This window comes from Pseudomonas sp. LBUM1646, assembly GCF_059716165.1.
Genome location: NZ_CP166810.1, coordinates 6,240,001 through 6,253,352, shown reverse-complemented (window position 1 = coordinate 6,253,352; position 13,352 = coordinate 6,240,001). Strand labels below are relative to the sequence as shown.

Sequence of the window (13,352 nt, the reverse complement as noted above, 5' to 3'; positions counted from 1 at the left end):
ACTGCCATGACCCAGCCCGTTGCCCTGACTGTCGAAGCCGGCCTGCTTGCCGAGCAGGATCTGTTGGCTCATGTGTGCGCCGGCGATTCTGAGTTTGGTCTGCTGTTTTGGCGGCCAAGCGATCGGGCGCTGGTCATGCCGCGTCGGTTGAATCGTCTTCCGGGTTTCGACGCAGCGTGCGAGGTGTCGGCTGCTGCAGGTTGGCCGGTGCTGCTGCGCGAAACCGGCGGTGAGCCGGTGCCGCAATCGGCCGCAACCATCAACATTGCTCTGGTCTATGCAGCACCGCGCAGCGAAGGTGACCAGAACCGAATTGAAACCGCCTACCGTCGACTCTGCGACCCGATTTGTCAGCTGCTTGATGAGTTGGGCGGTGTCTCGTCATTGGGCGAAGTCGACGGTGCCTTCTGTGATGGCCGCTTCAACGTCAACCTCGACGGTCGCAAAATGGTCGGTACCGCACAGCGCTGGCGCGAGAGCAAGGGCGGTACGCGTCCGGTAGGGTTGGTGCACGGGGCGTTGTTGCTGGATAACGAACGGGATTCGATGGTCGCGGCAGTCAACCGCTTCAATGAAGCGTGCGGTCTGGAACAGCGGGTTCGCGCCGAAAGCCACATCGCCTTGCATGAAAAGTTCGCCGCGCCTGATGCGCTGGAGCGCCTCCATGCGCTGTACTGCCAATTGCTGGCAGAGATGTTCGAGGTTTAACGCGTGCCGAAGACCACCATGGTCTTGCCTTTGACATCCACCAGGTTGCGCTCCTCAAGATCTTTGAGTACACGACCGACCATCTCCCGGGAACACCCGACAATCCGTCCGATCTCCTGACGGGTCACCTTGATCTGCATGCCGTCCGGGTGGGTCATGGCGTCTGGCTGCTTGCACAGTTCCAGCAGGCAGCGGGCGACACGACCGGTCACATCGAAGAAGGCCAGGTCGCCGACCTTGCGCGTGGTATTGCGCAGGCGCTGTGCGATTTGTCCGCTGAGCACGTAAAGAATGTCTGGATCCTGCTGAGATAGTTCGCGGAACTTCGCGTAGCTGATTTCCGCGACTTCGCATTCGACCTTGGCGCGTACCCAGGCACTGCGTTCCTGCTCCAGGCCGGCTTGTTCAAACAGCCCGAGTTCGCCGAAGAAGTCCCCGGCGTTCAGGTAGGAGATGATCATCTCACGGCCGTCGTCGTCTTCGATCAGGATGGTGACCGAGCCCTTGATAATGAAGAACAGGGTTTCAGAACGATCGCCGGCACAGATGATGTTGCTCTTGGCCGCGTACCGACGGCGCTGGCAATGCATCAATAGCTTGTCGAGGTTCTTGATTTTGGGTGTTGGGGTAATAGCAACCATGGTTGTATCCCGAAAAGACTGCACGGTGTGGTTGGTTTTTTTATGAATTGCTGATGACGGGCGTTACAAGGCGGGCTATGCGCCAGCGAATTGGCGCCAGCTTAACAGACACATTCCTACAAGATTCGAGAATTTGCCTACAGTATTGGTACGGTCGTCCTAGAAAGCCGAAGCGCTGTCATTGCGGGGCCCTGTGCTAAGCTGGCGACCCTTTTTTATACAGTGGAGTCTTGGCGATGAAGGCACGCATCCAATGGGCTGGCGAAGCCATGTTCCTCGGTGAATCCGGCAGCGGTCATGTCGTGGTCATGGACGGTCCGCCGGACGCCGGTGGTCGCAACCTGGGTGTACGCCCGATGGAAATGCTCCTGTTGGGTGTCGGCGGTTGCAGCAACTTCGATGTGGTCAGCATCCTCAAGAAATCCCGCCAGGCTGTCGAAAGCTGTGAAGCCTTCCTCGAAGCCGAGCGCGCGACGGAAGATCCAAAAGTCTTCACCAAGATCCACATGCACTTCGTGGTCAAGGGCCGGGGCCTGAAAGAAGCCCAGGTCAAACGCGCCATCGAACTGTCCGCCGAGAAGTATTGCTCGGCCTCGATCATGCTCGGCGCGGCTGGCGTGGCGATTACCCACGACTACGAAATCATCGAACTCGGTTGATTCGACATTCAACTATCATAAAAGCAGTGCAGACTCTGGCGATCCATAGCTGACGTCTGCATAATGCGCCACTTTTTTCAGGGTCGTGGTCCGTCAACCGACAGGCCGCCGATCCGAACAGACAACCAAAATCGCCATCGCGAAGAGGTGTTAACCGTCCTACGCAGCTGCGTTGTTCGCATCTGACGGGCATGCTTGATCACGCGGCCCGGGCCGCAATACATAGAGAGTTTTTAACGGTGAAAAGCAAACTCAAGCTCCACGGGTTCAATAACCTGACAAAGACCTTGAGCTTCAACATCTATGACATCTGCTACGCGGAAACCCCGCAAGACCAGCAGGCTTACGTCGAGTACATCAATGAAGAGTACAACGCGAAGCGCCTGACGCAGATCCTCACAGAAGTTGTCGATATCATTGGTGCCAACATCCTGAACATCGCCAGTCAGGACTATGATCCACAGGGCGCCAGCGTCACGATTCTGATCTCTGAAGAGCCGGTAACCCCGACCGACAGCCAGATCGAAGAGTCCCCGGGCCCGTTGCCCGAGATTATCCTGGCCCACCTCGACAAGAGCCACATCACGGTGCACACCTACCCGGAAATCCATCCGGTGGACGGTATTGCGACATTCCGTGTGGACATTGACGTGTCGACGTGTGGTGTCATTTCACCGCTTAAAGCGCTCAACTTCCTGATTCACCAGTTCGATTCGGACATCGTGACCGTGGATTATCGCGTGCGCGGGTTCACACGTGACGTTGAAGGCAAAAAGCACTTCATCGACCACGAGATCAATTCGATCCAGAACTACCTCTCCGAAGACACCCGCGACAGTTACCAGATGACTGACGTGAACGTGTACCAGGAAAACCTGTTCCACACCAAAATGCTGCTGAAGAACTTCGAACTGGACGACTACCTGTTCGGCGACGCAACCAACAGTCTGTCCTCTGAGCAACGTGCCCAGGTGACCGATCGGGTGAAACACGAAATGCTGGAAATCTTCTACGCGCGCAACATGCCGAGTTAAGATTTTCGAGTACAAAAAAGGCGACTACCTCACGGCAGTCGCCTTTTTTATTGCTGTCGCAAAGCCCTTGTAGGAGCAAGCCACGTACCTACGATCAAATCCGATAAGTACTCTTGGTCATCACCTTGGCCAGCAGACTCATCCCGAACTTCACCGGCGCCGGGAAGCGGAAACCGCCAGCGTCCAGCGCGCTCTCCGCATGGTGTTCTTCATCTATTCGCATCTGCTCAAGAATCGCCCGGGACTTTTCGTCCTCGGCCGGCAGTTGTTCAAGATGCTCGTTCAAGTGTTTGCACACCTGATGTTCGGTAGCCGCCACAAACCCCAGACTGACTTTGTCGCTGATCAAACCGGCGACAGCGCCAATCCCGAACGACATGCCATAAAACAGTGGATTGAGGATACTGGTGTGGCTGCCCAACTGGTGGATGCGCTGTTCGCACCAGACCAAATGATCGATTTCTTCTTCAGCCGCATGTTCCATGGCAGCGCGCACGTGAGACAGCTTGGCGGTCAGGGCCTGTCCCTGGTACAGCGCCTGGGCGCAGACTTCGCCGGTATGGTTGATACGCATCAGGCCGGCAACATGCCGGGTGTCTTCGTCGCTCATTTGCGTTTCCGGCTGCACGATGGCTGGCGACGGACGGTACGGCTGGCCACTGAAGGGCAGCAGGGTACGCATCGCGGCATCGGCTTGCAGCAGAAGACGGTCAATTGGCGAGTAGTGACGTTGGGTAGTCATGCTGACCTCCGGGAGGAATCTCGGCGGCCAGTTTAACCGAATCGGCCGGGGAAGGTTTGCGCTGGGTCATTTCTGATGAGGCTGCCACCGAACCTGTAGCAGCGAGGCTTGCCCGCGAAGAACAATAACGCGGTCTATCTGAATGACCGCATCGGCCATTTCGCGGGCAAGCCTTGCTCCTACAGGGCAGGGCGGTAAATCAGCCCGGCGGCCAATGCATCTGACGTTGACCCAGCACGTGCATATGAATGTGATAGACAGTCTGCCCACCTTCTTCATTACAGTTCATGACAACGCGGAAACCTTTTTCGCACCCCAGTTCCAGCGCCAGGCGTTGGGCGGTGAACAGGATGTGCCCGGCCAGCGCCTTGTCCTCTTCGGTCAGGTCATTGAGGGTGCGCACCGCTTTCTTCGGAATGACCAGAAAATGCACCGGTGCCTGTGGGGCGATGTCGTGGAAGGCCAGTACCTGGTCGTCCTCGTAAATGATCTTGGCCGGGATTTCCCGGTTGATGATCTTGGTGAACAGAGTATCCACAGCTGTTTTCTCCGTTGTTTGGGCTGGTCTGAGTGTACCCACGGGGTAGACCCGAGCCCAGCCATTTACCTGTGAGGTTTTTCAGCGCGGGCAGTAGGCCTTGTTGACCATGCCGGCGATTGTCCGGGTCAGCCATCGCGAGCCGAATCGCGGCAGGAACGCAAACCAGCGATTAAGTCGGCCAGGAATAATGATGGCGCGATTTTTTGCCAGGGCCCGCACGGTGTACAGCGCGACTTCTTCCGGGCTCATCAGCAACCTGCTGTCGGTCACTTTTACGGTGTCCAGTTGTGCCGTATGGAAAAACGCCGTACGCGTGGGACCTGGGCACAGGACCGACACCTTGACCGCACATTTTTTCAGCTCGACGCGCAAGCCTTCGGAAAAGTGCAGCACATACGCCTTGCTCGCGTAATAAGTGCTCATCCACGGGCCGGGATGGAAGGCCGCCACCGAGGCGACATTCAATATTTGCCCGCCGCCCTGCAGCGCCATACTGTTGCCGATGGCGTGGCACAGGCGGGTGAGGGCCAGGATGTTCACCTCGATCAAATCCTGCTCGGTCATCCAGTCCTGGGCCAGGAAAGGGCCACATGTACCAATGCCGGCGCAGTTGATCAGCAGATCGATCTGGCGATCACCTTCTTCCAGTTCCAGCAGAAACCCGGACAGCCTTAAGGGCTCGCCCAAGTCGCAGGCGCGGAATAACACCTCCACACCAAAACGCTGAGTCAGTTCAATCGCAATACTTTCCAGCTGATCACGCTGTCGGGCCACCAGAATCAGGCTGCGGCCGCGCCGGGCCAGCGCTTCGGCCAGCGCCAGGCCGATGCCGCTGGAAGCGCCAGTGATCAGAGCGTAACGGGTCATGCAGTTCTCCATCGCAACAGCTCCGCGCCGGCGACGCAGGTGTCACGGGCGGGGAGCGCTGTTCATTCTTTCGCAGAGTCTACAGGGGCCGGGGCTTCTTCGGCTTCATCGTCTGCGGAGTCGGGTGCTTGCTCGGCCTCGTCGGCTGGCTCGACTTCCACTTCGTCAGTGGTCACCGAGCCACTGTCGTAGCTGGTTTCCGCGGCATTTTCGTACTCTTGCTGGATAGCCGTGAAACCGCCGGCCAGTGCGCCAATGAACATGATCGCGATAAAGGCTACCCAGAGCGAAGCCAACACCTTGACCGCCGTGGAATTCGGTGGAGGAGGCGGGCCGTATTGGTTGGCAATGTTGCTACCCGGCACCGCCATGATCACGAACGGGAAGAAACTGCCCAGGAGCGGTACAAGGTTCAATAGCCAGGTCCAGCCGGACCAGCCGATGTCGTGCAGGCGCTGGACGCTGATCTGAATACTGACGACGGCGACGGCGGTGCATAGGATGAGCGCTACCAGGCCGCCAATAATCAGGCCTGCGGTCGAATCGGCACTGATGATCGCGATGGCCAGTATGGCCGCTACCGTACCTGCGGCCAGCATGACCAGCGTCAGGGTCATCGTCCACGCGAGATAGCGCAGGCGGCCGATGCGGCCTTCGACGCCGAAGGGCTTGAGCGTGGCAAACGCCGGCAGGCTTTCGCCAACAGCGGCTCGGGGCGGTGCGTAAGGGGAGGAGGGCTCGCTGAAAACAGGCTGACTGCTGGCGGACACATGCTCGTGAGCATCGGCCAGATTCAGCTCTATCGACGGTTCGCTTTCGATTCGGGCATCGATGCCGGTTTTTGTCAGCACCTGCAGGTAGGATTGCGCGTCGGTCTGCGACAAGCCTTGTTTGAGCGTGACCATCTTGCCGGTGAACAGCCGTTCAACAGCAGCCACTTCGCTTTTATACAGTTCGGCGAGATTGAGTTTGGCAGTGGTGACATCAACACCTGGCAGCAGAGCGCCGTCGAAAACGATCTTGAAACGGTTGTCGCTCATTGCGAGGCATCCTTGTCGCGAAAAATTAAGTTAGAAAACGTTACAGGTGTGGAGTGTAAAGCCAGCCGGGTGGGGCTGGCCAAACTTTCATCTCAGCGCGGCCAGCGTTTTGGCAATTGTGCGGCCAGTTCCAGGGCCTTGCGGTATTCCGCGTCCAGTCGCGCGACCAATTGGTCGACACTCGGCAAGTCATCGATCTCTCCGACGCCTTGACCGGCGGACCATACGGTTTTCCAGGCTTTGGCTTCATCACTGATAGGCTTGAGCTTGGAGCCGAAGTTCACTTCGCCCTTACCTTGCAAGGCTGCTGTGTCGAAACCGGCGGCTTCCAGGCTCTGGCGCATGAAGCTTGCCGGCACGCCCGACACCGCTGGAGTATGCACGATGTCCGCCGCTCTGGAAGTCAGCAACATCTCCTTGTAGGCGTCAGGCGCGTGACTTTCAGTGGTGCCGATAAATCGCGTACCGAAGTAGGCCAAATCCGCACCGAGCAATTGTGCAGCTAGAATCTCGTGGCCGTGGTTCAGGCAGCCGGCCAGCAGCAGGGTCTTGTCGAAGAACTGGCGAATCTCTGCGATCAGCGAGAACGGGCTCCAGGTCCCGGCGTGGCCACCCGCGCCGGCAGCCACGGCAATCAAACCGTCGACACCTGCCTCGGCGGCTTTCTCCGCATGACGACGAGTCGTCACGTCGTGAAACACCAGGCCGCCATAACTGTGTACTGCGTCCACCAACTCCTTCACGGCACCCAGACTGGTGATTACGATCGGCACCTTGTGCTCGATACAGATATCCAGATCCGCCTGCAGGCGCGGGTTGCTGTTGTGGACGATAAGGTTCACCGCGTAAGGCGCCGGGTTCTCCAGTGTCGCCAAGCCTGCTTCGATCTCTTCCAGCCAGGCCTTGAAGCCGCTGCTCTCGCGCTGGTTCAGCGCCGGAAAGCTGCCCACTACGCCATTTCGGCAGCAGGCCAGCACCAATTGAGGATTGGAAATCAGGAACATCGGCGCGGCCACTACCGGCAGACGCAGACGTTGTTCGAGCAAAGCGGGCAGCGACATTGGAAGTACCCCGGTAAGTTGCGGCTTATTGAGTTTAGAACGGTCGAACGACGACCAGAATTACGATAGCCAGCAATATCAGAACCGGCACTTCATTGAACCAGCGATAAAAGACATGGCTGCGGGTGTTTTCGCCACGGGCAAAACGTTTTACCTGGGCGCCACACATGTGGTGGTAGCCGATCAGGATCACCACCAGGGTCAGTTTGGCGTGGATCCACGCGCCCTGGCTGAATATGCTGGGGTTGAGGTAGATCAGTGCAATACCGAAAATCAGGGTGGCGATCATCGCCGGCCCCATGATGCCCCGGTACAGCTTGCGCTCCATGAGGCTGAAGCGTTCCTTGCTGACGGTGTCTTCGCTTTGCGCGTGGTAGACGAACAGTCGCGGCAGGTAAAACAGGCCGGCAAACCAGCAGACCATGCTGACGATGTGAAGCGCTTTGAGCCACAGATAAAGCATTTTTAGTTATTCCCAGGTTCACGGTAGCGGGAATAGTAGAGGCTTGAGCCGCCGCGCGTCACCTTGACGGTTGTCGCAGGGCCGCGCGGCCCCTATTATCGACGGCTTTCCAGTGGGTTCGTTGAGGGCAGGTTTATGGTCAAGGTCGGTATCGTCGGCGGCACGGGTTACACCGGTGTCGAACTGTTGCGTCTGTTGGCACAGCATCCGCAAGCTGAAGTGGTGGTCATCACTTCCCGATCCGAGGCCGGTCTGGCCGTGGCTGATATGTACCCGAATCTGCGAGGCCATTACGACGGCCTGGCGTTCAGCGTTCCGGACGTCAAGACCCTGGGCGCTTGCGACGTGGTGTTCTTCGCCACGCCTCACGGAGTTGCCCACGCCCTGGCAGGTGAACTGCTGGCGGCCGGGACCAAGGTGATCGACCTGTCGGCGGACTTCCGTTTGCAGGACGCGGATGAATGGGCCAAATGGTACGGCCAGCCGCACGGTGCGCCGGAGTTGCTGGAAGAGGCGGTATACGGCCTGCCGGAAGTCAATCGCGAGCAGATTAAGCAAGCGCGCCTGATCGCCGTGCCGGGTTGCTACCCGACCGCCACGCAATTGGGTTTCCTGCCGTTGCTCGAAGCCGGCCTGGCGGATACATCCCGCCTGATCGCTGACTGCAAATCCGGTGTCAGCGGTGCCGGTCGGGGGGCGGCTGTAGGTTCGCTGTATTCCGAGACGTCGGAAAGCATGAAGGCTTACGCGGTCAAAGGTCACCGTCACCTGCCAGAAATTCGCCAGGGGCTGCGTCGCGCATCGGGTCAGGAGGTTGGCCTGACCTTCGTTCCGCACCTGACCCCGATGATTCGTGGGATTCACTCGACGCTCTACGCGACTGTCGTCGATCGTTCGGTAGATCTGCAGGCGCTGTTTGAAAAACGTTATGCCAACGAACCGTTCGTCGATGTGATGCCCGCGGGTAGCCATCCTGAAACCCGCAGCGTTCGCGGTGCCAACGTTTGCCGTATTGCCGTGCATCGACCGCAGGATGGTGATCTGGTGGTGGTGTTGTCGGTGATCGATAACCTGGTCAAGGGCGCGTCGGGTCAGGCGGTGCAGAACCTGAACATCCTGTTCGGGCTGGATGAGCGCCTGGGCCTGTCCCACGCGGGCATGTTGCCGTAAGGATTTACCCCGCTCAGCAAAAAGGCCCGTTAAACGGGCCTTTTTGCATTCTGGTCTGACAATTGGATCGATTGATATACCGTAACAATAGTTGACCAATTTTCTAGGAGAAGCGGATAATGCCCGTCATCACGCATATGGCGGCGTAACGCCGGGAGATAGTTAGCATGAGCGTCGAATCCTTCACCCCCACGGCTTTGCAATTCACCCACGGTGCCGCGCACAAGGTGAAGAGCCTGGTCGATGAAGAGGGGAATGATCGCTTGAAGCTGCGCGTATTCGTTACGGGCGGTGGTTGTTCAGGTTTTCAGTACGGCTTTACCTTCGATGAAGAAGTGGCCGATGACGACACCATCGTCGAGCGCGAAGGTGTGAGTCTGGTAGTCGATCCAATGAGTTTCCAGTACTTGGCAGGTGCCGAGGTGGATTATCAGGAAGGTCTGGAAGGTTCGCGTTTCGTGATCAAGAATCCGAACGCCAGCACGACCTGTGGCTGCGGCTCTTCGTTCTCGATCTGATCGCGCTTCACTGTATTACAAAGCGCCGCAGGGTTTCATGACCCTGCGGCGTTTTGCTGTCTGGGATTCAAGCGGGGTAGATGGCGCCGAGTATGCGCAAACCGCGGGCACCGGTGACGCTGGGGCGGTTGGCAGCGATGCCTTCGAGGCAGCAATGGGCCAACCAGGCGAAGGCCATTGCTTCGACCCAGTCCGGGTCGACACCGTAAGCGGCGGTGCTGCTGACATTGGCGTTCGGCAGCAAACTCGCCAAACGGGCCATCAGTGTAGCGTTGTGCGCTCCGCCACCGCAGATTAACAGTTCACGGGTATCTGACTGAGCGCTTTGCAGCGATTCGGTGATGGTCAGAGCTGTCAGTTCGAGCAGGGTCGCCTGTACATCTTCTGCCGCGAAGGTGGGCAAGTGCGACAGGTGCTGCGTCAACCAAGGCAGGTTAAACACTTCGCGGCCGGTGCTCTTGGGGCCTTTGGTCAAGAAGAATGGATCGCTGAGTAGCTCGTTCAGCAGTGTCGGTTCAACCTTGCCGCTGGCCGCCCATTGGCCGTTGCGATCGAAATTATCGCCCCGTTGTTGGTGAATCCAGGCGTCCAGCAGGACATTCCCCGGGCCGCAGTCGAAACCGGAGACAGGTTTGCCGGGTTCGATCAGGCTCAAGTTGCTGAAACCTCCGACGTTCAATACCGCGCGATTACCTGGTTGCTCTTCAAACAAGGCTTCGTGAAAAGCCGGAACCAATGGTGCGCCCTGGCCTCCGGCGGCGACGTCGCGGCTACGGAAGTCGCTGACCACGGTGATGCCAGTCAGTTCGGCTAGCAGGGCTGGGTTACCGATTTGCACGGTGAACCCGCGTGCCGGTTCGTGGCGAATGGTCTGGCCGTGGCTGCCAATCGCGCGGATGTTTTCGGGTTTCAGGTTTTGTTGATCAAGGAGGGTGTGAATACCCTGTGCTGCCAGTTTCACCCAGTTCTGCTGGGCGATGGCGGAGCGGGCAATCTCGTCCGGACCGCTGGCGCACAAGCCAAGCAGCTCGGCGCGCAGGGATTCAGGCATGGGAATGTAGTGCGTGGCGATCAGCTTGAGCGCCGGGGCTTGCTCGATCAGCGCAATGTCCAGGCCATCGAGGCTGGTCCCGGACATCACACCTATATAGAGCGCCATTACTTATCGCTTGCTCGAAGCGAGCATGGTGGCCTTCTCTTGGTCCATCCGGGCCATCAACGGCTGGCTTTGCGCGAGGAAGCGCGAGCGCTCGGCTTTGGCGATCGGATCAGCCATCGGCAGCTTCTGGCCCAGTGGGTCGACGTGGACACCATTGACCTGAAACTCATAGTGCAAATGCGGGCCGGTCGACAGGCCGGTGGTGCCAATGTAGCCAATCACCTGGCCTTGCTTGACGCTACCGCCAGTCTGCACGCCTTTGGCGAAGCCTTGCATGTGGCCGTACAGAGTACGGTAGGTGTTGCCGTGCTGGATGATGATGGTGTTGCCGTAGCCACCACGGCGACCGGCCAACAGCACCTTGCCGTCACCGGTAGCCTTGATCGGCGTGCCGCGTGGCGCGGCGTAATCGACACCTTTGTGCGCGCGGATCTTGTTCAGGATCGGGTGTTTGCGGCCCATGGAGAACTTCGAGCTGATGCGGGCGAAGTCCACCGGGGTACGGATGAACGCCTTGCGCATGCTGTTGCCATCAGCCGTGTAATAGCTGCTGTTGCCTTGTTTGTTGGTGTAACGCACGGCGGTGTAGGTCTTGCCGCGGTTGGTGAAGCGTGCGGACAGGATCGGACCATTGCCGACTGCCTTGCCGTTGACGACCTTCTGTTCGTAGATCACATCGAATTCGTCGCCCTGGCGAATGTCCTGGGCGAAGTCGACGTCGTAACCAAACACACTGGCCATATCCATGGTCAGGCTGTGGGAGAGGCCGGCGCGAGCAGCGGACTGCGACAGTGAGCTGTTGATCACGCCATGTACGTAGGCGGAGCGCACGGTTGGTTTGGCGGTAACGCGGTTGAACACATAACCCTTGTCATTCTTGGTCAGGGTGATGCTTTCGAGGTCGCTGACCTTGCTGTGCAGGTTGGTCAGTTGGCCGTCGGAGCCCAGTTCAAACTCGAGCTTCTGGCCATGCTTGAGCTGGCTGAACTGCTTGGCCTGCTTGTCGCTGGCCAGTATTTCGTGCACGGAGGCGGCGGGCAGGCCGACTTTTTCGAATAGGGTGGAGAGGGTGTCGCCTTTGCCAACAATCACTTCTTTGTGGTTGGGGGCTTTCTTGGGTTCGACCACTGGCTCAGGGGCGGCCTGGGCGGTTTCCTTGGTGTCTTCGGTGCTGTCTTCGATCTGCGCGAAAGGGGAGGCTGCCGGTTCATTTGTGGCTTGGACGGCTTCGGCAGCGTCTTGATCTTGTGTCAGTTGTTCAGCAGGACTTTCCAGTTCCAGGCTCAGGGTCGTCTTTTTGGCTTCAACATCACTGGAAGGGAATACCAGGAGAGCCAGGCTGAGAAGGGCGGCGATGCCACTTGCGGCAAGCAGGTGGGTCTTCGGGTAAAGCGGGGGCGCTTTAGACGGTTCTGTGGTCATAGGTAGTTTTTGACTTTGAAAAGATGAATTGGAAAAGATGAATGACATGATGAAGATGAAATAACTGTATAAAATATAACCAAATCATCTCTGAAGCAAGTCCGCGGACATTCTGCCCGTGGATTGGCGTCCGTGCGCCGGGCAAACCTTGTATTTGACGTGCGATCTTGTATGGTTGGTTCCCTTTGAATTCGAGCCTTGCGGGTCTGTTATGAAGTCGGTTGAAGAGCAGCTAGCGCTGATCAAACGTGGTGCGGAAGAACTGTTGGTCGAGTCCGAGCTGATCGAAAAGCTCAAGCGTGGCCAGCCGCTACGTATTAAGGCAGGCTTCGATCCGACTGCGCCGGATTTGCACCTGGGGCACACGGTGCTTATTAATAAGCTGCGTCAGTTCCAGGAGCTGGGGCACCAGGTGATCTTCCTTATAGGGGACTTCACCGGGATGATCGGTGATCCGAGTGGCAAGAGTGCTACCCGTCCTCCGCTGACCCGCGAGCAGGTTCTCGAGAATGCCGAGACCTACAAAACTCAGGTTTTCAAGATTCTTGATCCGGCCAAAACCGAAGTGGCGTTCAACTCCACTTGGATGGACCAGATGGGGCCGGCCGACTTCATTCGCCTGACTTCGCAGTACACCGTGGCTCGCATGCTTGAGCGCGATGACTTCGACAAGCGCTACACAACTAATCAACCTATCGCCATTCATGAGTTCCTCTATCCGCTGGTTCAGGGTTATGACTCGGTCGCCTTGCGCGCGGATGTCGAGTTGGGTGGTGCCGATCAGAAATTCAACCTGTTGATGGGGCGTGAGCTGCAGCGTGGTTATGGTCAGGAGCCTCAGTGCATTCTGACCATGCCGCTGCTCGAAGGTCTGGATGGCGTGAAGAAGATGTCCAAGTCGTTGGGCAACTACGTCGGTATCCAGGAAGCGCCGGGCGTCATGTACAGCAAGCTAGTTTCCATTCCGGATGCTTTGATGTGGCGCTATTTCGAATTGCTGAGCTTCCGCTCCATGGATGAGATCAATGCGTTCCGTGCTGATGTCGAGGCAGGTGCCAATCCGCGGGATATCAAGATCAAGCTGGCTGAAGAGATCGTTGCACGCTTCCATGGTGAAGAGGCTGCGGCCAATGCTCACCGTGCGGCGGGTAACCGTATGAAGGAAGGCGAGTTGCCGGATGATCTGCCAGAGATCGAACTGACTGCTGCTGAGGATATGCCGATTGCTGCTGTCCTTAATAAGGCAGGCCTGGTGAAGAACTCGGCAGTGGCGCGCGACCTCCTGAATTCTGGTGGCGTGCGTATAGATGGTGAGGTTGTTGATCGC

At 58.0% G+C, this 13,352-nt stretch carries 15 protein-coding genes (1 of these 15 running past the window's edge); 6 read left to right on the top strand and 9 right to left on the bottom strand.

Annotation, left to right across the window (positions count from 1 at the left end):
• Window positions 1-6 precede the first annotated feature (6 nt).
• A complete protein-coding gene (locus ACA071_RS28600) occupies window positions 7-708 on the top strand; it encodes a lipoate--protein ligase family protein (RefSeq protein ID WP_497642100.1) in 702 nt (233 codons plus the stop codon).
• On the opposite strand, the gene crp is transcribed toward ACA071_RS28600, so the two are convergent.
• Entirely contained in the window at window positions 705-1,349 is a 645-nt protein-coding gene (crp, locus tag ACA071_RS28595) for a cAMP-activated global transcriptional regulator CRP (RefSeq protein WP_497642099.1), read from the bottom strand. The two genes, ACA071_RS28600 and crp, sit on opposite strands and share 4 nt — an antisense overlap.
• A 236-nt stretch (window positions 1,350-1,585) precedes the next feature.
• Here crp and ACA071_RS28590 point away from each other — a divergent pair, with 236 nt between their 5' ends.
• Window positions 1,586-2,008, top strand: a complete 423-nt coding sequence (locus tag ACA071_RS28590) for an OsmC family protein (RefSeq protein WP_007941657.1) — start codon at window positions 1,586-1,588, stop codon at window positions 2,006-2,008.
• Window positions 2,009-2,247: 239 nt separating this feature from the next.
• Window positions 2,248-3,042, top strand: coding sequence for an adenosylmethionine decarboxylase (gene speD, locus ACA071_RS28585; RefSeq protein ID WP_497642098.1), 795 nt, complete (start codon window positions 2,248-2,250; stop codon window positions 3,040-3,042).
• A 94-nt stretch (window positions 3,043-3,136) separates the two neighbouring features.
• Here speD and coq7 read toward each other — a convergent pair whose 3' ends face one another.
• From coq7 to hemJ, 6 genes are all read right to left on the bottom strand, one after another.
• The gene (gene coq7 / locus ACA071_RS28580; RefSeq protein ID WP_497642097.1) at window positions 3,137-3,784 is read right to left on the bottom strand and encodes a 2-polyprenyl-3-methyl-6-methoxy-1,4-benzoquinone monooxygenase; all 648 of its coding nucleotides are present in this window, start codon (window positions 3,782-3,784) and stop codon (window positions 3,137-3,139) included.
• 199 nt (window positions 3,785-3,983) lie between these two features.
• Window positions 3,984-4,322, bottom strand: coding sequence for a histidine triad nucleotide-binding protein (locus tag ACA071_RS28575; protein WP_497642095.1), 339 nt, complete (start codon window positions 4,320-4,322; stop codon window positions 3,984-3,986).
• 81 nt (window positions 4,323-4,403) lie between these two features.
• Entirely contained in the window at window positions 4,404-5,192 is a 789-nt protein-coding gene (locus tag ACA071_RS28570; RefSeq protein WP_497642094.1) for an SDR family NAD(P)-dependent oxidoreductase, read from the bottom strand.
• A 62-nt stretch (window positions 5,193-5,254) separates the two neighbouring features.
• Window positions 5,255-6,232, bottom strand: coding sequence for a DUF805 domain-containing protein (locus ACA071_RS28565; RefSeq protein ID WP_497642093.1), 978 nt, complete (start codon window positions 6,230-6,232; stop codon window positions 5,255-5,257).
• 92 nt (window positions 6,233-6,324) lie between these two features.
• Window positions 6,325-7,293 carry an NAD(P)H-dependent flavin oxidoreductase gene (locus tag ACA071_RS28560; protein WP_497642091.1) on the bottom strand — a complete coding sequence of 323 codons (969 nt, stop codon included), beginning with the start codon at window positions 7,291-7,293 and terminating at the stop codon, window positions 6,325-6,327.
• Window positions 7,294-7,327: 34 nt separating this feature from the next.
• A complete protein-coding gene (gene hemJ / locus ACA071_RS28555; protein ID WP_403025846.1) occupies window positions 7,328-7,756 on the bottom strand; it encodes a protoporphyrinogen oxidase HemJ in 429 nt (142 codons plus the stop codon).
• A 135-nt stretch (window positions 7,757-7,891) separates the two neighbouring features.
• Between hemJ and argC the strand changes: the two genes are divergently transcribed.
• Together argC and erpA are read left to right on the top strand one after the other, a co-directional pair.
• Window positions 7,892-8,926, top strand: coding sequence for an N-acetyl-gamma-glutamyl-phosphate reductase (argC, locus tag ACA071_RS28550; RefSeq protein WP_497642090.1), 1,035 nt, complete (start codon window positions 7,892-7,894; stop codon window positions 8,924-8,926).
• 167 nt (window positions 8,927-9,093) lie between these two features.
• A complete protein-coding gene (gene erpA / locus ACA071_RS28545; protein ID WP_007947969.1) occupies window positions 9,094-9,444 on the top strand; it encodes an iron-sulfur cluster insertion protein ErpA in 351 nt (116 codons plus the stop codon).
• Between the two features lie 67 nt (window positions 9,445-9,511).
• On the opposite strand, the gene ACA071_RS28540 is transcribed toward erpA, so the two are convergent.
• Window positions 9,512-10,603: an anhydro-N-acetylmuramic acid kinase gene (locus tag ACA071_RS28540; RefSeq protein ID WP_497642089.1), complete on the bottom strand. Its 1,092-nt coding sequence runs from the start codon at window positions 10,601-10,603 to the stop codon at window positions 9,512-9,514.
• Window positions 10,604-10,606: 3 nt separating this feature from the next.
• Complete coding sequence (locus ACA071_RS28535) at window positions 10,607-12,025, bottom strand: peptidoglycan DD-metalloendopeptidase family protein (protein ID WP_497642088.1); 1,419 nt, start codon at window positions 12,023-12,025, stop codon at window positions 10,607-10,609.
• A 211-nt stretch (window positions 12,026-12,236) separates the two neighbouring features.
• Between ACA071_RS28535 and tyrS the strand changes: the two genes are divergently transcribed.
• A protein-coding gene (tyrS, locus tag ACA071_RS28530) for a tyrosine--tRNA ligase (protein WP_497642087.1) crosses the window boundary here: on the top strand, window positions 12,237-13,352 show its 5' portion. The gene runs 84 nt beyond the window's last position; the window shows 1,116 of its 1,200 coding nt (coding positions 1-1,116); its start codon is at window positions 12,237-12,239; its stop codon lies off the right edge, out of view.